Below are 20,928 nucleotides of genomic sequence, written 5' to 3'. Positions count from 1 at the left end.
GATGATCCGACCGCAGGTTAGTCGTCCTCTTCCTATATGAATAGATCTTCCGCGTTGCTCCTTGCTTTTGTCTTCCTCAGCGGCTGCCAGGCCTTGGCACCCGTGTCGCCGGACGGTACGCCGCCGGTTGAAGACAGCACCCCCGCCCCTGAAAAGCCCAAGGTTTATTCCTCGTTCAATGAAGAAACGATCTACAGCCTGCTGACCGCCGAACTCGCCGGCCAGCGCAATCGTTTCGATATTGCCCTGGATAACTACGTGACCCAGGCCATCAACACTCAGGATCCGGGTATTTCGGAGCGTGCGTTTCGCATCGCCGAATACCTGGGCGCTGACCAGGCTGCGCTGGACACTTCGCTGATCTGGGCGAGAAACGCACCGGACGACCTGGAAGCGCAGCGGGCCGCGGCCATTCAACTGGCGCGCGCGGGGCGCTATGACGACTCCATGGTCTATATGGAGAAAGTCCTGCTGGGCAAGGGCGACACGCATTTCGACTTCCTCGCGCTGTCGGCTGCCGACACCGACCAGGACACGCGCAATGGCCTGATGAAGAGTTTCGACCGCCTGCTGCAAAAACACCCGAAAAACAGCCAGCTGATTTTCGGCAAGGCGTTGCTGCTGCAACAGGATGATGAAGCCGACGCCGCACTCAAGCTGTTGGAGCAAAACCCGCCGGAAGACGGCGAGATCGCACCGATTTTGCTGCGTGCGCGCCTGCTGCAGAACCTCAATCGCGGCAAGGAAGCGATTCCTCTGCTGGAAAAGAGCATCAAGAAGTATCCGGACGACAAGCGCCTGCGCCTGACTTATGCGCGCACGCTGGTTGAGCAGGACCGTATGGAAGACGCCAAAGTGCAGTTCGCCAATCTGGTCCAGCAATACCCGGACGACGATGAATTGCGCTACTCCCTGGCACTGGTGTGCCTGGAAGCCAAGGCCTGGGACGAGGCCAAGGGCTATCTGGAAGAGCTGATCCAACGCGAAAGCCATGTGGATTCGGCGCACCTGAACCTCGGCCGTATCGCTGAAGAGCGCAACGACCCGCAGGCGGCCCTGCTTGAGTACGCTCAGGTTGGCCCTGGCAACGACTACCTGCCGGCCCAATTGCGCCAAGCTGACATCCTGATGAGCAACGGCCGCACCGACGAGGCGGAAAAACGCCTGGCCGCAGCGCGCGATGCCGAACCGGACTACGCGATCCAGCTGTACCTGATCCAGGCCGAAACCTTGTCGGCCAACAAGCAGGGCGAACGCGCCTGGAAACTGCTGCAACAGGCCTTGTTGCAATACCCCGACGATTTGAATCTGCTGTACACCCGCGCCATGCAGGCGGAAAAACGCAATGACTTGGCGCAGATGGAAAAAGACCTGCGCCTGATCATCAAGCGTGACCCGGACAACGCCATGGCGCTGAACGCCCTGGGTTACACCTTGTCCGACCGGACGACGCGCTACGCCGAAGCCAAGGTGCTGATCGAGCAAGCCCACAAGCTCAACCCGGAAGACCCGGCCGTACTCGACAGCCTGGGCTGGGTCAATTACCGCCTGGGCAACCTGGACGAAGCCGAACGCTTGCTGCGCCAGGCACTGGAACGCTTCCCCGACCAGGAAGTGGCCGCCCACCTTGGCGAAGTGCTGTGGGCCAATGGCAAGCAGCGCGAAGCGCGACAAATCTGGGAAAAATTCCTCAAGGAACAACCCGAAAGCCCCATCCTGCGCGGCACCATCAAGCGCCTGACCGGATCCGAGACCCTTTAAGCTTATGTTCTTGCGCCACGTAATTGTTTTCAGCTTCATCGCCCTGCTCGCCGGTTGCGCGGGTTTCGGCGCCCGCGAATCCGTTGAAGGCCAGGGCAACCCGGCGCAATGGAAACAACACAAGGATCAGCTCAGCAGCATTGATGGCTGGCAGATCGAAGGCAAGGTCGGGGTTCGCGCGCCAAAAGATTCCGGCAGCGGCACGTTGTTCTGGCTGCAGCGTCAGGACTATTACGATATTCGCCTGTCCGGCCCACTGGGCCGCGGCGCGGCTCGCCTGACGGGACGCCCGGGGCAAGTCAGCCTGGAAGTGGCCAACCAGGGACGCTATGAAGCGGCGTCGCCGGAAGAATTGCTGGAGCAGCAAATAGGCTGGAAGCTGCCCGTTTCGCACCTGGTGTGGTGGGTTCGCGGTTTGCCCGCGCCGGACAGCAAAAGCCGCCTGAGCCTCAATGGCGACAGTCGGCTGGCCACGCTGGAGCAAGACGGCTGGCAGGTGGAGTACCTCAGCTACGTGCAACAGAGCGGTTATTGGCTGCCCGAGCGCATCAAGCTGCATGGCACCGACCTTGACGTCACACTGGTGATCAAGGACTGGCAACCGCGCAAGCTGGGGCAATAAACGTGACTGTTACAACGCTGACGCTGCCCTCCCCCGCCAAACTCAACTTGATGCTGCACATTCTGGGTCGCCGTGAAGACGGCTACCACGAGCTGCAGACGCTGTTTCAATTTCTGGACTACGGCGATGAACTGACCTTCGCCGTACGCGATGATGGCGTGATTCAGCTGCACACCGAATTCGCAGGCGTGCCCCACGACAGCAACCTGATTGTGAAGGCCGCAAAAAAACTTCAGGAACAATCCGGTTGCCCCCTGGGCATCGACATCTGGATCGATAAAATTTTGCCCATGGGCGGTGGCATCGGCGGTGGCAGCTCAAATGCCGCGACGACGCTGCTCGGCCTCAATCATTTGTGGCAACTGGGTTGGGACCACGATCGCTTGGCTACGCTGGGCCTGACGCTGGGCGCTGACGTCCCGGTTTTCGTGCGTGGACACGCCGCTTTTGCCGAGGGCGTGGGGGAGAAACTCACCCCGGAATACCCCGAAGAGCCGTGGTATGTCGTGCTTGTTCCGCAAGTATCTGTAAGTACAGCAGAAATTTTTTCAGATCCACTGTTGACACGTAACTCTCCTCCCATTAAAGTGCGCCCCGTTCCCAAGGGAAACAGTCGAAATGACTGCTTACCGGTTGTAGCAAGGCGTTATCCAGAGGTACGTAACGCTTTGAATTTGTTAGGTAAATTTACCGAAGCAAAATTAACCGGAACTGGAAGTTGTGTGTTTGGGGGCTTCCCAAGCAAAGCTGAAGCTGATAAAGTCTCGGCCCTTCTTACAGAGACCCTTACAGGGTTTGTAGCAAAGGGAAGTAACGTTTCGATGTTGCATCGCAAGCTGCAAAGTCTGCTCTAAAGGAACCGAGTACTGGGTACTCGTTGCAACAGATACAGGGGCGTCGCCAAGCGGTAAGGCAGCAGGTTTTGATCCTGCCATGCGTTGGTTCGAATCCAGCCGCCCCTGCCATTTTCTAATACTCATCCAGGTTACCCTCAGCCTCTAGGTACTGCGCGTGTCCAAGATGATGGTCTTTACGGGGAATGCCAACCCCGATCTGGCTCGACGTGTCGTACGTCAGCTGCATATCCCTCTCGGTGACATCTCTGTCGGTAAGTTCTCCGACGGCGAAATTACAGCCGAGATCAATGAAAACGTCCGCGGTAAAGATGTCTTCATTATTCAGCCGACCTGCGCTCCGACCAACGATAACCTGATGGAACTCGTCGTGATGGCTGATGCCTTCCGCCGCTCCTCAGCGACTCGAATCACAGCTGTAATACCTTACTTTGGTTATGCCCGTCAGGATCGCCGTCCGCGTTCCGCACGTGTGGCTATCAGCGCGAAAGTCGTTGCTGACATGCTGACCGTGGTAGGCATCGACCGTGTTCTCACGGTTGACCTGCACGCTGACCAAATTCAAGGGTTCTTCGATATCCCGGTAGATAACATCTACGGCTCCCCAGTACTGGTGGATGACATCGAAGACCAGCGCTTTGAAAACCTGATGATCGTGTCCCCGGACATTGGTGGCGTCGTGCGTGCACGGGCTGTTGCCAAATCCCTGGGCGTTGACCTCGGGATCATCGACAAACGCCGTGAGAAAGCCAATCACTCTGAAGTGATGCATATCATCGGTGATGTCGAAGGGCGTACCTGTATTCTGGTTGATGACATGGTCGACACCGCCGGCACACTGTGCCACGCGGCGAAAGCCTTGAAAGAGCACGGTGCCGCAAAAGTCTTCGCCTACTGCACACACCCTGTGCTGTCGGGCCGAGCGATCGAGAACATCGAGAACTCCATGCTGGACGAACTGGTGGTGACTAACACCATCCCGTTGTCCGCAGCAGCTCAAGCCTGTTCGCGTATCCGTCAATTGGATATCGCACCGGTAGTTGCCGAGGCGGTTCGCCGCATCAGCAACGAAGAATCGATCAGCGCGATGTTCCGTTAAGGTTCACGCCTTAGCGACATCAACCTGACGAAAAGCGCCCCGCCCCAGCATACTGTTGGGGCGGGGCTTTTTTGCCCATATCGCCTTTAGCGCTGGTCGCAAACGCTGGGGCGAATGTGGTTATTTTGGAGATACAACATGAACGATTTTACTTTGAATGCTGAACTGCGTTCCGACCTGGGGAAAGGTGCGAGCCGCCGCCTGCGTCGTCTCGCAAGCCTGGTTCCAGCTGTAGTTTACGGTGGCGAAAAAGCCCCTGAATCCATCAGCATGCTGGCTAAAGAAATCGCCAAACTGCTCGAAAACGATGCTGCTTACAGCCACGTTATCGAACTGAACGTTGGCGGCACCAAGCAAAACGTGATCATCAAAGCTCTGCAACGTCACCCGGCCAAAGGCCACGTGCTGCACGCTGACTTTGTACGCGTTGTAGCCGGTCAGAAACTGACCGCTATCGTTCCAGTGCACTTCGTTGGCGAAGAAGCTCCGGTCAAGAAAGGCGGCGAGATCTCGCACGTCCTGAACGAAATCGAAGTGACCTGCCTGCCGAAAGACCTGCCTGAGTTCATCGAAGTCGACCTGTCGGCTCTGGAAATCGGCGCAATCGTTCACCTGTCCGACCTCAAGGCCCCTAAAGGCGTTGAATTTGTCGCACTGGCTCACGGTGATGACAAAGCTGTTGCCAACGTTCACGCTCCACGCGTTGCTCCAGAAGCTGAAGAAGAAGGCGCTGCAGAGTAATTCACTCTGTATTGCCGGAGCTTGAGGAAACATCGCGGACCGAAACGTAGCGAGAAAGCGGGCGATAACGCGGCGTTTACTCTTGAGTAAATGATCTCTTGTCGTCCACTTTCGCCGCACGCAGGTTGCGGCGATGTTATCCACAACTCCAAAGGAAGGGCCCCTGTCGTGACTGCCATTAAACTGATCGTTGGCCTGGGAAATCCAGGCGCCGAATACGAACAGACCCGGCATAACGCGGGGGCCCTTTTTGTTGAGCGTATCGCCCACGCCCAAGGCGTAAACCTTGTGGCCGATCGCAAATATTTCGGCCTGACCGGACGCTTTTCGCATCAAGGTCAGGATGTTCGTCTGCTGATTCCCACCACCTACATGAACCGCAGCGGCCAAGCCGTCGCGGCGCTTGCGGGCTTCTTCCGGATCAAACCCGAAGAAATCCTGGTGGCCCATGACGAACTGGACCTGCCACCCGGCGTTGCCAAACTCAAATTAGGCGGCGGGCATGGCGGGCACAATGGCCTGCGCGACATCATCGCGCAGCTGGGCAATCAGAATAATTTTTACCGTCTGCGGCTCGGCATTGGCCACCCAGGCGTTGCCAGTATGGTTTCAAATTTCGTCCTGGGTCGTGCGCCACGCGCCGAACAGGAAAAACTCGATGCCAGCATCGACTTTGCCCTCGGCGTGCTGCCGGATATCTTCGCCGGTGAATGGAACCGTGCGATGAAAAACCTGCACAGCCAGAAGGCCTGACTCTTACCGAGGGGAAACACCATGGGATTCAATTGCGGCATCGTCGGCCTGCCCAACGTCGGCAAATCCACCCTGTTCAACGCCTTGACCAAGTCCGGTATTGCGGCGGAGAACTTCCCCTTCTGCACCATCGAACCCAACAGCGGTATCGTGGCCATGCCGGACCCGCGCCTGCAGGAGTTGGCGGCTATCGTCAATCCAAAGCGCATCCTGCCGACCACCATGGAATTCGTCGACATCGCAGGCCTGGTGGCCGGCGCGTCGAAAGGTGAAGGCCTGGGCAACAAGTTCCTGGCCAACATCCGTGAAACCGATGCCATCGCCCACGTGGTCCGCTGCTTTGAAGACGAGAACGTGATTCACGTCTCCAACAGCGTCGACCCGAAACGCGACATCGAGATCATCGACCTGGAACTGATCTTCGCCGACCTCGACAGCTGCGAGAAACAACTGCAGAAAGTCGCGCGTAACGCCAAGGGCGGCGACAAGGATGCCGTGGTTCAGAAAGGCCTGCTGGAGCAATTGATCGCTCACTTCACCCTGGGCAAGCCAGCGCGCAGCCTGATGAAGAGCATGAATGCCGATGAAAAAGCGGTGATCAAAGGCTTCCACCTGCTGACCACCAAGCCGGTGATGTACATCGCCAACGTCGCTGAAGACGGCTTTGAGAACAACCCATTGCTCGACGTGGTCAAGGCCATCGCCGAGGAAGAAGGCGCGATCGTGGTGCCGGTGTGCAACAAGATCGAGGCCGAAATTGCCGAGCTGGATGACGGCGAAGAAAAAGACATGTTCCTCGAGGCGCTGGGCCTGGAAGAGCCTGGCTTGAACCGTGTGATCCGCGCCGGCTACGAAATGCTGCACCTGCAGACTTACTTCACCGCCGGTGTCGAAGAAGTCCGCGCCTGGACCGTCAAGGTCGGCGCTACCGCGCCACAGGCTGCCGGCGTGATCCACACCGACTTCGAAAAAGGCTTTATCCGTGCCGAAGTCATCGCCTACAACGACTTCATTCAGTACAAGGGTGAAGCCGGTACCAAGGAAGCCGGTAAGTGGCGCCTTGAAGGCAAGGAATACATCGTCAAAGATGGCGACGTGATGCACTTCCGTTTCAACGTATAAGTAACCTTGCGGTAATTACCGCGAACAAAAAAGCCGATGCATTGCATCGGCTTTTTTGTGGGTGACTACTTATGGACGTCCATCCGCACAACCTGACGCTTAAGAATTATCCTATTAACCCTCGGCATTTTACTAACTACACACCCCAGCAAAATAATCCCCAAACCTATCTCATTTCTCCTACGTCTTGCGCGTAAGTTCCTACTTCAGAACCACAACAAAATAACTATAATTCGCGACCTGCTGGCCTTTGCCTGTCGACCGTTGCCTGAATGATGCACAGTGATAATGGAGCACTTACTTGATGTCGGATGCCTACCATAGGGAAGTTGAAACGGACATCTCAATCAGTGACAGCTCAGGTATTGAAAACACCCTTAACAGCACAGCATCACTCAATATCGACATTCTGCTACTCGGTGAAACCGGCACCGGGAAAGACACTTTGGCCCAACGGGTCCATCGCTTGTCGGGGCGGCGCGGTAACTTCATTGCCGTGAACTGCGCCGCTATCCCGGAAAGCCTCGCGGAGAGCCAATTGTTCGGGGTCAACAGCGGCGCCTATACCGGGGCCGTGCAATCGCGGGCCGGCTTTGTCGAAGCGGCTCATCTGGGCACCTTGTACCTTGATGAGGTCGACAGCATGCCATTGAGCCTGCAGGCCAAACTGCTGCGGGTGCTGGAGTCGCGGGGCGTGGAGCGTCTAGGTTCAACCCGCTTCATCCCGGTAGACATGCGCGTTATTGCCTCGGCTCAGCAGTCACTGCACCACATGGTCGAATTGGGCACCTTCAGGCGTGACCTGTACTTTCGCCTGAATGTGGTCAGCCTCGAACTTCCGGCCTTGCGCCACCAGCGGGAGCGCATCATTCCGCTGTTCATGAAGATGGTCCGGGAAGAAGCCGAGCACTTCAAATGCACCGTACCGTCTGTTCCCGGCCAGCTATTGCAACAACTGCTGTGCCACGCCTGGCTGGGCAATATTCGCGAATTACGTTCGTCCGCCAAGCGCTTCGTGCTGGGCCTGCCACCGTTCTCTACGCCCATGAGCAACCCGCACGACGGAAAGCTGAGCCTGAAGGAACGCCTGCAACAAATCGAAAAAGCACTGATTGAAGAGTCGTTGCGGCGCAATGATCATTGTGTCGATATCACCGCATTTGAATTAGGTGTCGCCAAACGCACGCTCTACCACCGAATCAAACAACTCGACCTATAACCGAAACAGTGCAGTTGACGCATTGCGGCAAAACTTACCCACTCGCACCTCCTCGGGCACTTTAGCGCCTACATAGCATCAAGCATTACAACAATGACTTCTCAGCAAACAGCACTGGAAATAATTTTAAACATATAAATACTGGAACGCTTTATTTCCTTGCACCACTTATAAGTGGGTGACTTCACAGCCACTCAGACGGTAGCTAACACTCGCTATCAGACTTCATTTGAAATCAAGAAGGTGATCTATGTCCTCAATCTCAGGTATTGGTGGTTCCAGCGCGGGTAACCAGGCGCAACTGGACGCAATCAACGCAGATAAAGAAAGGAAAGTCGTCGAAGAGGCCAAGAAGACTGCTGAACAAGAACTGACTACAGCGAAAGCGGGTCGCATTAAGTCTTTGCGATTCGCTTAAGTCAGCGCGACCTCCTCTGCCCAGGTCGAGGAGGTTTTCATCGTCACGACGCACGTAACACTCGATACGTTCGATGGAGATTCACATGTACATCACCACCCCTGGGCAATCGGAAAACAGCAGCACTCTCCCTCAAGCCGAGGCGCCTGGCGCGATCAACCGGGCGTCTGACATCAACTTTTTCAACGCCCAACTCAGCCAGGCCGAGCAGCCCGTTAAAGGCATCGTGCCTGCCGTGGCGTCCCCTGCTCAATCGTGGGACGCGACAGCCTCGGACACTTTATCCAGACGCGTATCCAAAGGCTTTCGTGACGCGAGCCTGAACAAAAAGACCAAGGACGCGAACGAGTTCCCCCAGTCGCTCGCCGAAGCGCACATCGACGTGATGTCACGCGTCAAGGTCATTGGCGCCGTCGCGAAAGGCGTCGACAAAATTTCAAGCATGGGATAGCTGCATGTACCGCCGCCTAACCGCCCCATTCTTGTTTTCATTAGCGTTGATGCTGTCCGGTTGCGGTGACAGCGTAGAGCTTCATCGCAATATTTCTGAACAGGAAGCCAACGAAGTCATCGCGGAGCTGGCAGACAAGCAAATCCGGGCCCAGAAGGTGCCCGGCAAAGACGGGGTCGCTGTTCGGGTCAAGGCAAGTGATATCAGCCGAGCTGTGCGTACCCTGGATGCGGCGGGGCTGCCCAAAACGGCCCGCTCGACGCTGGGGGATATCTTTCGCAAGGAAGGCGTCATCTCCACCCCGCTGGAAGAGCGCGCACGCTACATCTACGCGCTGTCCCAGGAACTGGAATCGACCTTATCCAACATAGACGGTGTGATCGTCGCGCGTGTGCATGTGGTACTGCCTGAGCGCGTCGCGCCAGGCGAGCCGGTACAGCCGGCGTCCGCCTCGGTTTTCATCAAGCACGACCCGCGACTGGACCCGGACAATATCAATCCGCGCGTGCGCAGACTGGTGGCCAGCAGCATCCCGGGCATGGCCTCGGCCATAGACAACACGACAAAACTGACCGTCATTTTTGTACCGGCCACCGCCTACACCGAGCAGCAACAGCTGACCTACCTCGGCCCTTTTCTGGTGCCCGAGCAAGACCTTGGTTTCTGGCGCGCCGGCCTGATTGCGCCGCTGATCATCGCTCTGTCAGCAGGCATTGCCTGGCTGTTCTGGCGCCGCAGAAAAGTCTTCACACCCACCCCGCAAACCGCGCCGGCACACGCCCATGAGTGACGACCTCAGCTGGGTAACATGGTGGGCTTTCCCCTGGAAAAACGCCCACATCGACTGGCTCACGCAAACGGGTTTTGTGGAAACCGCAGCGCTTTCACGCGCCTATCATCGCCGCGTGAGCAGCCTGTTCGACATCGCGCCCGAGCTTGCCCCTCCCACGTCTCCAGCCCTCCTCCAATGGGTGTTGAGCAGCGCGCAACAACGCGACCTCGCACTGACACTGGTTAATGCGGTGTACAACGCGCCCCACGACAGCCGGTTGAATCAAGAGCAGCTGCTGTGGTGCCAACGCCTGGCCAAGGCACTGCCCACGGGCTCAACACCGGTGGACGTCGACGACCCATTGCACTACCTGCGCGCGTGGGTCGCGCCCAATGTCTGGCAGCTGCTACGCCTGAATTTTGCTCGCCCAAGGGTGCTCACGTTAGAGCAGCATCCTCGACTGGCAGACACCCACGGCCGGTTGGATACCCTGTGGAAAGCCACGATCTGGCGCGCAACCTCCACCGCTGTCGATGATGCGCCGCCCGCCCCTCGCGAGAACCCCGACCATGTTTTGCGCCCACACGATTGAGCTGAACACCCCCGCCCACGAACTGCCCACGGCCCTGATCCCCAGGGAAATGCTGTCTGAATACACCCAGGCCCGTCAGCTGTTGGAACACGCAGAAACTCAAGCACAAACGCGCATCAGCCAGGCCCAGGCGCAATGCGAAAAAATACTCGAAAGTGCCAGTGATGAGTTCTGGCAACGCGCCAATACCCAGCTGCATCGCTGGGAGTCAGAGCGCCAGGCAATGCTGGCAAGTTTGGAACAGGTCGCCAGCTCAGTCATCAGCGCGGCCATTCGAACCCTGCTGGAGGAGACTGTGCCTGTTCAACGCCTCACAACACTGCTCAACAAATTGCTGGAGGCTCAACTGCCCACCGTTGAGGCGCACCTGGTGTGCAATCCGCTGGACCGTGAACACGTCGAGCTATGGCTCAATCTTCACAGCAGCGTGCCCTGGACGCTTCGAGTCGAAGACGGAATCGCCGCCCAGTCGCTGCTGCTTGAGACGGAAGATGGCGGGTTTCACATCAACTGGGCGCATGCCCTGGACAACCTGGTGGCGATTCCACCCTTGGCCAAATCAAGTGACAACGTTGCTGGGTAAACGCAGTTCTTTTTAACCACACAGGCCTGTTGTTGGAACTGGTGAGCAATCTGCCGCCACACAGGGATACACCCCCACTGGAGATAACGCCATGAATACTGACTCACGCGTACTCAGCAGTCTCTACAGGCAGCAATCGCAAGCCGAAAAAAACCTCGACCAGATCAGCGCCGACATTCCGTACAGCGAAGGAAACGAAGACAGCGCGCGGCTCTTCGAACAACTCATTGAGGAAAAGTCCGCCCTGGTTAACAACTTTGCCGTGAGTTCGACCTACCTCAGTTACAAACACGAAACGGTTAAATCGGCCATCAATGTCGTTTAGTGGCTGGTGGCAAACGCTGACTGACGGCTTGGGTGGTCGTGAACAGACCAGGCGGCGGATTGAACCGCAAGTCAGCCCTTGCCCGGGTTCGGGCCATACGCCATCTCCGGTGGGTGCAATGCCTGCCACTTGATAGCAAACCCTTGAAGTACCTCTCAACCAACGTGACACCTGGCGCAGCGCAACGGCGCGCCTGACAACGGCTGGGCGCAAATTCGGCCCACTTCATTACGACGCTTTCGCACTGAAACAGAGAACCTGTCATGTATAGCAAGATCAACAAGCACACTGGCTTGCGTTTAAACTCGCCCGCGGCTCTGGCAAAACGCGCCCACTGGCGTTGTTTGCTTGCGCTGCCCTTGTTGTTGGCGCCGCTGCACAGCCCCTTCGCCGCCATCCCATCCGAATGGAAAAACACCGCCTACGCCTATGAAGCCGAGCATAAGCCCCTGCGGGATGTGCTGGAGGACTTCGCCCAGACGTTTGGCACGCAACTGCAAGTCGACGGTCTGCTGGAGGGCATCGTAAATGGCAAGATACGCGCCAATACTCCGCAGTCGTTACTCGACAGGCTGGGCGTTGAACACCGTTTTCAGTGGTACTTGTACAACAACACCCTCTACATCAGCACCCTGGACCTGCAAGAGTCCGCGCGCCTGGAGGTTTCTTCCGAGACCGTCGCCGACCTCAAGCGGGCCCTGACCGATATCGGCTTGCTCGACAGTCGTTTCGGCTGGGGTGAACTGCCCGATGACGGGGTGGTGCTGGTCTCTGGACCCAAGCGCTACATCGAACAGATCAAGCAATTCAGCAGCCAGCGTAAATCACCCGACGAAAAACAAAGCGTGCTCAGCTACCCGCTGAAATTCGCCAACGCGGGAGATCGCCAGATCGATTACCGCGGCGAAAAAATAGTCATCCCTGGCGTTGCCAGCATGCTGCGGAGCTTATTGGAGCCGCGGGCGACGTCATCCCTGTCGACGCTTACGCCGCGCCCCTTTGCCTCACAGCCCTCGCCCATCACGCCGAACTTTGCGCGGTTGAGCAATCCCATGCTCGGGCAAATGTTCGGCCAGACAGCGGACCCAGGCCAGTTGGCCTCTGGCGCCACGCTCACCCCGCGCGCTCCGGTGTCGGCAGGCAAAATCCGCGTAGAGGCCGACGTGCGCAACAACGCCGTCCTGATCTACGACCTCCCGGAACGGCAGGTCATGTACCGAGAGCTGATTACCCAGCTCGACGTGGCGCGCAAAATGGTGGAAATCGACGCAATCATCCTCGACATAGAGCGCTCTGAACTGCGCGAATTCGGGGTCAACTGGGGCAACAGCCATTTCAGCAGCGACATGAGAATGGCCCCTGGCAGTTCATCGCAGCTGTCGATCGAAAACCGTGACCGCTTCTTTGCCAAGATACGCGCCCTGGAGCAGCGCGGCCTGGCAACCATGGTGTCCAACCCCTCGGTGCTCACCCTGGAAAACCAGCCCTCGGTCATTGACTTCAACCGCACCCAATACCTGACCGCAGGCACGGAGGTCGCGACGATCCTGCCGATTACGGTCGGTACCAGCCTGCAAGTGATACCCAGGGTGATTACCACCCGTGGCACTCATCAGGTTCACCTCATGGTGGATATCGAGGACGGCAACTTCGATGAATCCAACCCGGATCGCATCGGCCCCGACGTGCGCCGGGGCAATGTCAGCACCCAGGCGGTAATGGCGGAAAAACGCTCGCTGGTGGTCGGTGGTTTCCATGTCACCGAAAGCACCGACAAGCGCAACAAGGTTCCGCTGCTGGGCGACATACCGTTGCTGGGCAAGGCGCTGTTTTCCTCCAGCGAACGTCAGAACAACCGCCGCGAGCGTTTGTTCATCCTGACGCCACGCGTCATCGGCGATCAGGCGGACCCTTCACGGTATTTGCCGCAGGAAGATCAAGTGGAGCTGCAGGCCGCACTCAAGCCCCTGGCCAGGCGTTACGCCGAACACCCGCCGGTTATCAAGCGCAGTGACATCACCAGCACCCTGGCCAATCTGGTGACCGGGCAAGTGCCCCTGGCCTTTAAGGCGGCACCGATGCCATTGGGCCTGGACACCTTGTGCAACACCCGCGCTCTACTGGCCATGAACACCGAGCGCAGCCAGTGGTACGCCGGCCCGCAGTTCAATGTGGCGGTGGTGGTGGTGCGCAATCAGATCAAGCGCAATGTGCGTATCGACGAAAAGGAGTGCAGCAATTCGCAGACCCTGGCCGTCACGGTATGGCCACGTGCCTGGCTCAAACCGGGTGAAGAAGCCGAGGTCTTTATCGCCATGCGCCCGGTGGTGAAGGATGAACACATCGGCGTGCCCCGCCCTTCCTTGATCACTCCCACTCAGAAGAAGGTCGCCCCATGAAACGCCACCTGTTGTGCATCACCCTGATCGGCACCGTGCTGCTCATCGCCGGCTGCGCTCCCACGTGCAAAGGCGACTCCTGCTCACGCCCGCAATCGACCAAAGATACGTTGGTAATCTGGTGGCCGCCGCAGATGCGCGTCGAGCCCGGCCCTTCAGGAGAGCGCGCGGATTACCAGACAATTTCGCTGGAACGATGAGTGTTCCGCGATCAACGCCGGCTGTTGCCGGGCCGTCAGGTGAGCAGCGCGGCGGCTCACCTGACCCTGGCTTCGCGCAGGTGCGGTGCGCTGATCAGCGCACCTCCAGCGCCGGCAGCTCCAGGGTTTCGCGCTTGGCTTCATCATCCAGCTCACGCAACGTGCGATAGATCAGCGCCACCGCCTGCAGGGTGTCGCGGGGGATGCTCGCGCCCAGTTTGTTCGTGTAGAGCGTGCGCGCCAGCCACACGCACTGAATCACCGGCACCTCAGCGGCCTTGGCCTGGTGGATCAGTTCGCGCGCCGCGTCATCCGTGCCTTTGCATACCAGCATGGGCAGCGGCGTCTCACCCGGGCGGTAGTACAGCGCCACGGCAAAATGCGTCGGGTTGACCACCAGCATATCGGCCTCTTCCAGCTTGGGCAGCTTGACCTTCGGTTCCTCCTGGGCCAGTTGCTGGGCCAATGAACGACGCTGCCCCTTCACATGCGGGTCACCCTCCATGTCTTTGTACTCTTTGACGACCTCGACCTGGGTCATGCGCATGCGCTTGGCGAAAAAGTGTTTTTGCAACGCCAGGTCGATAAGCGCCATCACCAGCAAAAGCCCCAGGCAGGCATGCAACAAGTGACGGAACAGAATGATCAACGCCAGGATGTAGGTTTGCAGGTCACTGCTGGCCAGGTTAATCAGCGCGCCCAAAGAAGGTTTGATCACCACGTACAAAATCACGCCCAGTAGCACTGCCTTGGTAATGCTCATCAACAGGTTCATGACCGATTGCGCGGAAAACATTTGTTTGAGCTGTTTGAGGGGATTGAGCCGATTGAAATCGAGCTTCAAAGTCTCGGGAGCAAACAGAAATCCGAACTGCATCCAACTGCTGATCAGCTTCGCGGCAATTGCCAATCCGGCCATCAACAGGGCGAACGCGAAAAACATCATCAACCCTTCAAACAGCACCGTCTCCAGCGCCCGCGTGAACGGCTGAGCCATACTCGACATTGGCAACACCATCAGTTGCTGAAAGCGCTGCAAACTGGTTTCGGCGGTGAACAACGCAACCTCGCTGATGGCCGTCAGCGCCAGCAGCTTGCTGACATCCTGGCTTTGGGAAACCTGACCTTTCTTGCGTTGATCGCGCAGTTTCTTGGCTGAGGCCGGGTGCTTCTTTTCACCGGAGTCACTCATGGCGTCGAGACCTGGAACATCAGCCCGAGTGAGTGTTTAAGATCGCCGAGCACATTCAAGCGCCCAACGATCAGGTCCTGCAGCAACGCAAAGTACAGCAACAGAATCCCGATACCCGCCAGGCATTTGACCGGCGGCGCCAGTGTGCTCACTTGCAACTGCTGGCTGTAGACGCCCAATAGCGCGATACCGAACTCCAGAAACATCAGCACCGCAATGAACGGCGCAGCGTAGAGCATCATGTGGGTAAAGGCATCGCCGAGCAGCCCGAGGAAAATACTGAAACCATTGACTGCCGGCAGCGGCACCCAAGCGGTGGCCGGCCATAGCAGGTAACTGTCCCAGATCACTTGGGTAAGCACGCTCAGGCCCAGGACTGCGATCAACAAGTAAATCACCAGCTGTTTGAACAGATGCCCCACAGGCGTTGCATCCGGCCCCAATGACGGGTTGAGCTGGCCACCCGCCAGGGCGCCACGCTGGTTATCCAGCAGCGCGCCAACCGACTCGAACATCCAGAAAGGCATGGCCAACAAGACCCCCAGCAAAAAGCCCAGGGCGACCTCCTTGAGCATCAGCCCGATGATCATCAGCGCCGAATAGTCCTGGCCCGCCAGTACCGCATGGATGCCGGGAGCCGGAATGAACGCCATGACCATCACGATCACGTGCCGGGGCATGCCGCGCAGATGCTGGAAACAGAACGCCGGCACCAGGATCGCGCAGGGATAGATGCGCGCCATGGCCACCAGCAGACTTGGCAGATATTCAAGATAAAGCAGCACGTGCATGCCCTCAGTTCAGTGCCGAGCGAGCGATCATGTCGAACATCAGATTGATCAGTTGAATCAGCTCCACGCCAATCCAGCGCCCCGTCAATATCAGCGTGATGCCCACCGCAACCAGCTTGATGCCAAAGGGCAGGGTCTGATCCTGTATCTGCATCAGGGCTTGCACCAGCGACGTCAGCACGCCGACGATCACCGCCACAATCAGCGGTGGTGCCGACAACACCACCACCAGCAGCATGCCCTGCTTGAACAGTACGATCGGTTCCATGGGGCACTCAAAGGTAGGAAAGGAAAAGGCTGTCGAGCAATCGCGACCATCCGGAGACCATGACGAACAACAGCAGTTTGAGCGGCAGGGAAATGGTCATGGGCGAGACCATTTGCATCCCCAGCGCCAAGAGCAGGTTGGACACAATCAGATCGATGACGATGAACGGAATGTAGATGAGGAAGCCGATCTCGAACCCGGCCTGCAACTGCGACAGCACAAAGGAGGGGACCAACAGGATCAGGTCATCGCGCTGGGTGCTTTGCGCCATTTCAGGTGGCCACATACGCGCGCTGTTTTCGTGCATGTGGGTCAACACATCCGGATCGGTGTTGCGTTTCATAAACGCACGCAGCGGCTGTATGGCCACAAGACCCGTCTGTTGAAGGGTCTGCACGGTGCTCATGTCCAGGGGCGCGCCCTTGAGGGTTTCGGCGACCTGGTAACCCACCGGGGCCATGATAAACAGCGTAGCGGCCAGCGCTATGCCATTGATCGCCATGCTCGGGGGCACCTGCTGCACGCCGATAGCGTTGCGGGTAATCATCAGCACAATGACGATCTTCAAGAACGCGGTGCAGATGATCAGCAGCATCGGCAGCAGCGACAACGCCCCGAAAAACAAAGCCAGGACGACCGGGTCAACGCCCTGGAATATCATCGGGAAAACACCACGCGAGACACTTGCAAGCCGAGTCGCCCATCCACTTCCACCAGTTGCCCCTGGCCAATGGGCCGCTCGCCGTAATACAGGCCGGCCATGCCCGGGGCGTACCCGGTGATGCCCAGCACCGCACCGGGAGCAAGATTGCGCAGCTCGCCCAGGGTCAGGCTCAGGACACCACAGCGCACCGTCAGCGCCATACTCAATTCGTCAAAGGGCTCACGGCCAAAGACATCCTCCACCGGTTGGTCCTGTTCAGGCCCCGGGTATTCTTCCACTACAAAGTGCTCGTCCATGGACGCTTCCTCAATCGCAAAAAGGTTCAGGCACAACGGCCCGGATTCATCGTCAATGCGCCCTTGCAGATGGCGACGCCCGATACGCACGTGACCACGGCCCTGCGCATCAAAAAACGCCTGCTCAGGCATCAGCACGTCCCCCGCACGCACGCTGCGCAACTGCCCGACGGGCAAGTTCAAGCGGCCCACGGTCACGGCGATTGCCAGGGGAAACGATGCGGGTAATGAGCTGGCCGTGGACCGCCAAGCGCCCGCCGCACACATCGCCAGCAAGCTCTGCGGGGCCAGCCACAGGTAACCGGCGACCTTGGAGGCCCCCAACATCACGGTGAAGCGGCAACCAAAGCCCAACGTTTTGGCTGCAGGCAGCAAGCGCAGATAACCCAACAACGCCACTACCTGCGGGCTGAGGTGATGCTGGAACAATTCCCAGAACCACGACGTCGAGTCATTGCCGGCTTCTGCCAGGGTGACCGGGCATTCGCCCATCAGGCTGAACATCGCCTCGGGTTCCGAGAACCCCAGTACACCGACGGCACTCTCGAAACACACCGGGCTTCGCCCTTCAGGCGCGCGGCCGGGCTCGAGCACAAACGCCCCCTGCTGATCGCCGGCCTGAAACGGCATGCGTAATCCGCGCCCCAGCCGATGCAACGCCGCAACCCTTGCCGCCTCAACCAGGGGCGGTGTCACCGCCAACATGATCATGCGGGCCCCGTGCTGTTGATGTGGATATCGACTGGCTGGCCCAGCGCCTCGGTCAGCCTGTCCTGATAACGTTTTTGCACCGTGGCGAGCCAATGCGCCGTGCGCGGTTCTTCGGCGTCCAACTCGACGTTCCACGCGCCCGACTGCCGCTGCACACTGGCGTTGATTCGCCCCAGCCGTGGCAGGTAAAGCACCGCCAGCAACGGCCATTGCGTGCCGCCTTGAACGCGAAGCGCCAACTGCCCCGCCAACGCCTCAATCATCAATTTATCCGTCGCCAGACTTTGCGCTGGCAGACTGGAAACGTAACCGCCCGAGCCATCGTCCTTGGCAAACAGTTGCGCGAAGACGTGCACATGAACCCACGGCACCACGGCCTCAACGCCTCTCTCACGGTCGTCCCTGGGCTCGCGCACGCGCGGCCGCTCAGACCTGCTCACAGGCAATCGTTTCATGACGCTCCTGCACCAGTAACTGGGATAATTCCGAGAGTTTTTCGACCTCGCGCAAATACTGGCTGGCCTGCTTTTGCATGCTGTCGATATGCACCACTTGCTGTTCCTGCTGCCGCTGTAACGCTTGTAACTGCGCCTCTTCACGCTGCGTGCTGGCCGACAATGAGCGCTCTTGGGTATTCCACGACTTGAGTTCCTGAAACGAGAGCACGTGCCCTTGATGCTTGCTCAATAGCTGCGCCGCTTCCTCGGCTTCCTGCAGGCGAGTGTCCTCAAGGCGCTGCTGCGCCTGCTCTACGTGCAACTGCAGTGCACGCTGATGCCTTTTAGCCTCACCCAATGCGCGCTCAGCCCGGTCCGCGCGGTGTTTGCGCAGACGCCTCAGGGTTTCCAGCTCAGAAAGGAACATAGGCGGTCAGCTCCGTCAGCTGATCCAGGGTCGCCGCCATCGGTGAAGGCTCACGCAAGTCCTGGCGCAAAAAGCCATCCACCGCCGAACGGCTGTCCACCGCCAAGTCGGTCAGGGCATCATTGCCGGCCTGGTATTCACCCAGCTTGAGCATCAGCTCGATCTGCTGATACGCCGACAACAAACGGCGCAGCCCGGTCCCCGCCTGGATGTGCTCAGGGGTGGCGACATTGCTCAGAATTCGCGAAAGGCTGGCCAGCACATCGACCGCCGGGTAGTGACCGCGCTCGGCCAACTTGCGCGACAGCACAATATGGCCGTCCAGCAGCGAGCGAACTTCGTCGGCCACGGGGTCACTCATGGAGTCCTGTTCGATCAGCACGGTGTAGATTGCGGTGATAACGCCGTCGCGGGTCAACCCGGCGCGCTCCACCAAACGCGGCAGCAAGCTGTACACCGAAGGCGGCAAGCCACCGCGCCCCAAGGGCTCACCGGCTGCCAGGCCGATTTCTCGCTGCGCGCGGGCAAAACGCGTCAAGGAGTCGATCAGCAGCAACACCCGCTTGCCTTTGCGTCGATAGCCCTCAGCCAGCGCCGTTGCGGTGAACGCCGCGCGGGCGCGTTCCATGCTTGAGCGGTCGGATGTCGCACACACCAGCACGGCCTTGGCGCGCAATTGATCATCCAGTTCATGGTCGAGAAATTCGCGCAGTTCCCGGCCGCGCTCACCGATCAGGCCGAACACAATCACATCGCACTCGACGTTACGGGCAATCTCCGCGAGCAAGGTGGTCTTGCCACAGCCGGCACCGGCAAACAGGCCCACGCGCTGACCTTCGCCAAGCGTCAACAGACCATCGATCGAGCGCACCCCAGTCGCCAGGGCCCGGTGGATCCTCGGCCGTTCGGTCGGCAACGGCGCCTCACACAACACCATGCTCGCATCCGGGCTGTCGGTGTCAGCGAAGGCATTGGGGCCAACGCCAGTAATCGGCCGCCCGAACCCATCGAGCACCTGGCCCAGCAACGCATCACTGACGCGCACTCGATGCGAAACACCCAGACGCTGCACACTGGCGCCCACGCGCACGCCTTCAAGGTTGCCCAAGGCACTGAGCACGGCATCCTGCTGATCGAAGCCGATGATTTCCGCCAGCATGTAGTCATCGGCAGATTTCTCGACCTGGCACAAGTCGCCAATACGCGCGCTTGGCAACCGGCATTGCAACAACATGCCGTTGACGCGCTGAACCCGACCGCGCAGGGTCACCGGCATCAGGTTGGCCAGTGCCTGGGCCTGGCGCTGCTGCCAGGCATCGAGACGTGCATTCAGTTCTTCGTTCACCAGCGCACCTCATAACGCCGCGCGCCATCGAACACCACTTTGCTGTTGTCGATCAGCACCAGGCGCAGGCCGTCCACTTCATCACCGACAAACACCCGGCTGCCCTCTTCCAGAACGACGTGGCCATTGGGGCCGCCGACGATCTGCACGATCTTGAACGGCAGCGCGCCGTCGCTGACACGCACACGGCTGATCACCGGCACCGCGCTGTCGAACAGCTCGACAAACCGGCTGAGCATGCGCGACACCAGCTCCACATCGTCCTGCGACACGTCGCCGTTGAGCGCGACCTGGCCATTGATCACTTGCAGGCTGATCCGTTGGCTCAATTCGCGCTCATTGAGCATCTTCAGCAACTGCTGGCGCACTTCAAACGGCGTCGCCAACTCGTGTTTGACCACCACAGGCGGCATCAATGAGGCCTGGGCCTCACGCTCACCCGTGGACGCGATGCCCACCACCACGACGATGATCGCAACCACCAGCGCCACGCTGATCAGGCGCTTTTGCTGCGCGTGCGAGATGGACGAAAGTTGCAGCGCCCGCGGCGCTTCAGGGGCCGGCGGCGCTGGGGCGGGTGCCCCGGGCCATGGCTGATCGGCCCAGGTGACGCACAGCCGCACAGCTCCGACTGAAAACGGTACGTTCAGCACCAGGCTCGCAATCTGGGCCAGCACCTGCCCTTCATCACCTTGCAGCAGCCCGGCTTCGGCCTGCACTGACCAGTTTGCGTTGATCAGCCGCAACCGCGCGTGCTGCTCGGCGATGCCAGGATCATTCAGCATCAGGTCAGCGTCAGGGTGAGCGCCGATGCTCCATTGCTCGCCAAAAAGCGGCAACGCGGCGCCCTGGCGCAGACCATTGAGCACCCGTAACTCAAACATTA

General features: G+C 58.9%; 25 protein-coding genes and 1 tRNA gene. 17 read left to right on the top strand and 9 right to left on the bottom strand.

Annotation, left to right across the window (positions count from 1 at the left end):
* The first annotated feature begins 36 nt into the window (after window positions 1-36).
* The 17 genes from AACV02_RS00390 (at window position 37) to hrpT (ending at window position 13,911) form a co-directional block, all read left to right on the top strand.
* A complete protein-coding gene (locus AACV02_RS00390) occupies window positions 37-1,761 on the top strand; it encodes a tetratricopeptide repeat protein (RefSeq protein WP_106578557.1) in 1,725 nt (574 codons plus the stop codon).
* 4 nt (window positions 1,762-1,765) lie between these two features.
* Window positions 1,766-2,383, top strand: coding sequence for a lipoprotein insertase outer membrane protein LolB (gene lolB, locus AACV02_RS00385; RefSeq protein ID WP_106578556.1), 618 nt, complete (start codon window positions 1,766-1,768; stop codon window positions 2,381-2,383).
* Between the two features lie 50 nt (window positions 2,384-2,433).
* Window positions 2,434-3,237 carry a 4-(cytidine 5'-diphospho)-2-C-methyl-D-erythritol kinase gene (gene ispE, locus AACV02_RS00380; protein WP_218911254.1) on the top strand — a complete coding sequence of 268 codons (804 nt, stop codon included), beginning with the start codon at window positions 2,434-2,436 and terminating at the stop codon, window positions 3,235-3,237.
* A 36-nt stretch (window positions 3,238-3,273) separates the two neighbouring features.
* A tRNA-Gln gene (locus AACV02_RS00375) sits at window positions 3,274-3,348 on the top strand.
* Window positions 3,349-3,394: 46 nt separating this feature from the next.
* Complete coding sequence (locus tag AACV02_RS00370) at window positions 3,395-4,336, top strand: ribose-phosphate pyrophosphokinase (RefSeq protein WP_003208392.1); 942 nt, start codon at window positions 3,395-3,397, stop codon at window positions 4,334-4,336.
* Window positions 4,337-4,474: 138 nt separating this feature from the next.
* Window positions 4,475-5,077 (top strand): 50S ribosomal protein L25/general stress protein Ctc, encoded by a 603-nt coding sequence (locus AACV02_RS00365; RefSeq protein ID WP_106578554.1) that lies wholly within the window; start codon window positions 4,475-4,477, stop codon window positions 5,075-5,077.
* Window positions 5,078-5,245: 168 nt separating this feature from the next.
* Complete coding sequence (pth, locus tag AACV02_RS00360; RefSeq protein WP_010213318.1) at window positions 5,246-5,830, top strand: aminoacyl-tRNA hydrolase; 585 nt, start codon at window positions 5,246-5,248, stop codon at window positions 5,828-5,830.
* 21 nt (window positions 5,831-5,851) lie between these two features.
* A complete protein-coding gene (ychF, locus tag AACV02_RS00355) occupies window positions 5,852-6,952 on the top strand; it encodes a redox-regulated ATPase YchF (protein ID WP_101266309.1) in 1,101 nt (366 codons plus the stop codon).
* 304 nt (window positions 6,953-7,256) lie between these two features.
* Window positions 7,257-8,171, top strand: a complete 915-nt coding sequence (locus AACV02_RS00350) for a sigma 54-interacting transcriptional regulator (RefSeq protein WP_119736458.1) — start codon at window positions 7,257-7,259, stop codon at window positions 8,169-8,171.
* 250 nt (window positions 8,172-8,421) lie between these two features.
* Window positions 8,422-8,589 (top strand): hypothetical protein, encoded by a 168-nt coding sequence (locus AACV02_RS00345; RefSeq protein ID WP_157986803.1) that lies wholly within the window; start codon window positions 8,422-8,424, stop codon window positions 8,587-8,589.
* A gap of 85 nt (window positions 8,590-8,674) precedes the next feature.
* Entirely contained in the window at window positions 8,675-9,040 is a 366-nt protein-coding gene (locus AACV02_RS00340; RefSeq protein ID WP_106578552.1) for a hypothetical protein, read from the top strand.
* Between the two features lie 4 nt (window positions 9,041-9,044).
* On the top strand, window positions 9,045-9,830 hold the full coding sequence (sctJ, locus tag AACV02_RS00335; RefSeq protein WP_119736456.1) for a type III secretion system inner membrane ring lipoprotein SctJ: 786 nt from the start codon (window positions 9,045-9,047) through the stop codon (window positions 9,828-9,830).
* Complete coding sequence (locus AACV02_RS00330; protein WP_119736454.1) at window positions 9,823-10,404, top strand: type III secretion protein; 582 nt, start codon at window positions 9,823-9,825, stop codon at window positions 10,402-10,404. Before sctJ ends, AACV02_RS00330 begins: the two co-directional genes overlap by 8 nt.
* Window positions 10,382-10,987, top strand: a complete 606-nt coding sequence (gene sctL, locus AACV02_RS00325; protein WP_106578549.1) for a type III secretion system stator protein SctL — start codon at window positions 10,382-10,384, stop codon at window positions 10,985-10,987. The genes AACV02_RS00330 and sctL overlap by 23 nt, the downstream gene beginning before the upstream one ends.
* Before the next feature lie 91 nt (window positions 10,988-11,078).
* The gene (locus tag AACV02_RS00320; protein ID WP_119736452.1) at window positions 11,079-11,312 is read left to right on the top strand and encodes a hypothetical protein; all 234 of its coding nucleotides are present in this window, start codon (window positions 11,079-11,081) and stop codon (window positions 11,310-11,312) included.
* Window positions 11,313-11,575: 263 nt separating this feature from the next.
* Window positions 11,576-13,711 (top strand): type III secretion system outer membrane ring subunit SctC, encoded by a 2,136-nt coding sequence (gene sctC / locus AACV02_RS00315; RefSeq protein WP_119736450.1) that lies wholly within the window; start codon window positions 11,576-11,578, stop codon window positions 13,709-13,711.
* Window positions 13,708-13,911, top strand: a complete 204-nt coding sequence (gene hrpT, locus AACV02_RS00310) for an HrpT family type III secretion system protein (RefSeq protein WP_119736448.1) — start codon at window positions 13,708-13,710, stop codon at window positions 13,909-13,911. The genes sctC and hrpT overlap by 4 nt, the downstream gene beginning before the upstream one ends.
* A 94-nt stretch (window positions 13,912-14,005) precedes the next feature.
* On the opposite strand, the gene sctU is transcribed toward hrpT, so the two are convergent.
* The 9 genes from sctU to AACV02_RS00265 are packed head-to-tail and all read right to left on the bottom strand — an operon-like array spanning window position 14,006 to window position 20,926.
* The gene (gene sctU, locus AACV02_RS00305; RefSeq protein ID WP_119736445.1) at window positions 14,006-15,103 is read right to left on the bottom strand and encodes a type III secretion system export apparatus subunit SctU; all 1,098 of its coding nucleotides are present in this window, start codon (window positions 15,101-15,103) and stop codon (window positions 14,006-14,008) included.
* Window positions 15,100-15,888, bottom strand: coding sequence for a type III secretion system export apparatus subunit SctT (sctT, locus tag AACV02_RS00300; protein WP_119736647.1), 789 nt, complete (start codon window positions 15,886-15,888; stop codon window positions 15,100-15,102). Before sctT ends, sctU begins: the two co-directional genes overlap by 4 nt.
* Window positions 15,889-15,898: 10 nt before the next feature.
* Window positions 15,899-16,162, bottom strand: a complete 264-nt coding sequence (sctS, locus tag AACV02_RS00295; RefSeq protein WP_058411467.1) for a type III secretion system export apparatus subunit SctS — start codon at window positions 16,160-16,162, stop codon at window positions 15,899-15,901.
* A gap of 7 nt (window positions 16,163-16,169) precedes the next feature.
* Window positions 16,170-16,823 (bottom strand): type III secretion system export apparatus subunit SctR, encoded by a 654-nt coding sequence (sctR, locus tag AACV02_RS00290; protein WP_119736443.1) that lies wholly within the window; start codon window positions 16,821-16,823, stop codon window positions 16,170-16,172.
* On the bottom strand, window positions 16,820-17,833 hold the full coding sequence (locus AACV02_RS00285; protein WP_119736441.1) for a FliM/FliN family flagellar motor switch protein: 1,014 nt from the start codon (window positions 17,831-17,833) through the stop codon (window positions 16,820-16,822). The genes sctR and AACV02_RS00285 overlap by 4 nt, the downstream gene beginning before the upstream one ends.
* Window positions 17,830-18,288, bottom strand: coding sequence for a type III secretion system HrpP C-terminal domain-containing protein (locus tag AACV02_RS00280; RefSeq protein WP_119736438.1), 459 nt, complete (start codon window positions 18,286-18,288; stop codon window positions 17,830-17,832). The genes AACV02_RS00285 and AACV02_RS00280 overlap by 4 nt, the downstream gene beginning before the upstream one ends.
* Window positions 18,260-18,697, bottom strand: a complete 438-nt coding sequence (gene sctO, locus AACV02_RS00275; RefSeq protein ID WP_119736436.1) for a type III secretion system stalk subunit SctO — start codon at window positions 18,695-18,697, stop codon at window positions 18,260-18,262. The genes AACV02_RS00280 and sctO overlap by 29 nt, the downstream gene beginning before the upstream one ends.
* Entirely contained in the window at window positions 18,684-20,042 is a 1,359-nt protein-coding gene (locus AACV02_RS00270; RefSeq protein ID WP_106578540.1) for a FliI/YscN family ATPase, read from the bottom strand. The genes sctO and AACV02_RS00270 overlap by 14 nt, the downstream gene beginning before the upstream one ends.
* Window positions 20,039-20,926 (bottom strand): FHA domain-containing protein, encoded by an 888-nt coding sequence (locus tag AACV02_RS00265; protein WP_119736434.1) that lies wholly within the window; start codon window positions 20,924-20,926, stop codon window positions 20,039-20,041. Before AACV02_RS00265 ends, AACV02_RS00270 begins: the two co-directional genes overlap by 4 nt.
* Window positions 20,927-20,928: the final 2 nt, after the last annotated feature.

This window comes from Pseudomonas sp. Larv2_ips (genome assembly GCF_963879675.1).
Classification (GTDB): domain Bacteria; phylum Pseudomonadota; class Gammaproteobacteria; order Pseudomonadales; family Pseudomonadaceae; genus Aquipseudomonas.
The sequence above is the reverse complement of the archived record's forward strand: the minus strand, read 5'-3'. Positions and strand labels throughout refer to the sequence as shown.

Coding starts and splice junctions, on each gene's coding strand:
- AACV02_RS00390 (WP_106578557.1), top strand. CDS start 37: ATGAATAGATCTTCCGCGTTGCTCCTTGCTTTTGTCTTCCTCAGCGGC.
- lolB (WP_106578556.1), top strand. CDS start 1,766: ATGTTCTTGCGCCACGTAATTGTTTTCAGCTTCATCGCCCTGCTCGCC.
- ispE (WP_218911254.1), top strand. CDS start 2,434: ATGCTGCACATTCTGGGTCGCCGTGAAGACGGCTACCACGAGCTGCAG.
- AACV02_RS00365 (WP_106578554.1), top strand. CDS start 4,475: ATGAACGATTTTACTTTGAATGCTGAACTGCGTTCCGACCTGGGGAAA.
- ychF (WP_101266309.1), top strand. CDS start 5,852: ATGGGATTCAATTGCGGCATCGTCGGCCTGCCCAACGTCGGCAAATCC.
- AACV02_RS00350 (WP_119736458.1), top strand. CDS start 7,257: ATGTCGGATGCCTACCATAGGGAAGTTGAAACGGACATCTCAATCAGT.
- AACV02_RS00345 (WP_157986803.1), top strand. CDS start 8,422: ATGTCCTCAATCTCAGGTATTGGTGGTTCCAGCGCGGGTAACCAGGCG.
- AACV02_RS00340 (WP_106578552.1), top strand. CDS start 8,675: ATGTACATCACCACCCCTGGGCAATCGGAAAACAGCAGCACTCTCCCT.
- sctJ (WP_119736456.1), top strand. CDS start 9,045: ATGTACCGCCGCCTAACCGCCCCATTCTTGTTTTCATTAGCGTTGATG.
- AACV02_RS00330 (WP_119736454.1), top strand. CDS start 9,823: ATGAGTGACGACCTCAGCTGGGTAACATGGTGGGCTTTCCCCTGGAAA.
- sctL (WP_106578549.1), top strand. CDS start 10,382: ATGTTTTGCGCCCACACGATTGAGCTGAACACCCCCGCCCACGAACTG.
- AACV02_RS00320 (WP_119736452.1), top strand. CDS start 11,079: ATGAATACTGACTCACGCGTACTCAGCAGTCTCTACAGGCAGCAATCG.
- sctC (WP_119736450.1), top strand. CDS start 11,576: ATGTATAGCAAGATCAACAAGCACACTGGCTTGCGTTTAAACTCGCCC.
- hrpT (WP_119736448.1), top strand. CDS start 13,708: ATGAAACGCCACCTGTTGTGCATCACCCTGATCGGCACCGTGCTGCTC.
- sctU (WP_119736445.1), bottom strand. CDS start 15,103: ATGAGTGACTCCGGTGAAAAGAAGCACCCGGCCTCAGCCAAGAAACTG.
- sctS (WP_058411467.1), bottom strand. CDS start 16,162: ATGGAACCGATCGTACTGTTCAAGCAGGGCATGCTGCTGGTGGTGGTG.
- sctR (WP_119736443.1), bottom strand. CDS start 16,823: ATGATATTCCAGGGCGTTGACCCGGTCGTCCTGGCTTTGTTTTTCGGG.
- AACV02_RS00285 (WP_119736441.1), bottom strand. CDS start 17,833: ATGATCATGTTGGCGGTGACACCGCCCCTGGTTGAGGCGGCAAGGGTT.
- AACV02_RS00280 (WP_119736438.1), bottom strand. CDS start 18,288: ATGAAACGATTGCCTGTGAGCAGGTCTGAGCGGCCGCGCGTGCGCGAG.
- sctO (WP_119736436.1), bottom strand. CDS start 18,697: ATGTTCCTTTCTGAGCTGGAAACCCTGAGGCGTCTGCGCAAACACCGC.
- AACV02_RS00265 (WP_119736434.1), bottom strand. CDS start 20,926: ATGTTTGAGTTACGGGTGCTCAATGGTCTGCGCCAGGGCGCCGCGTTG.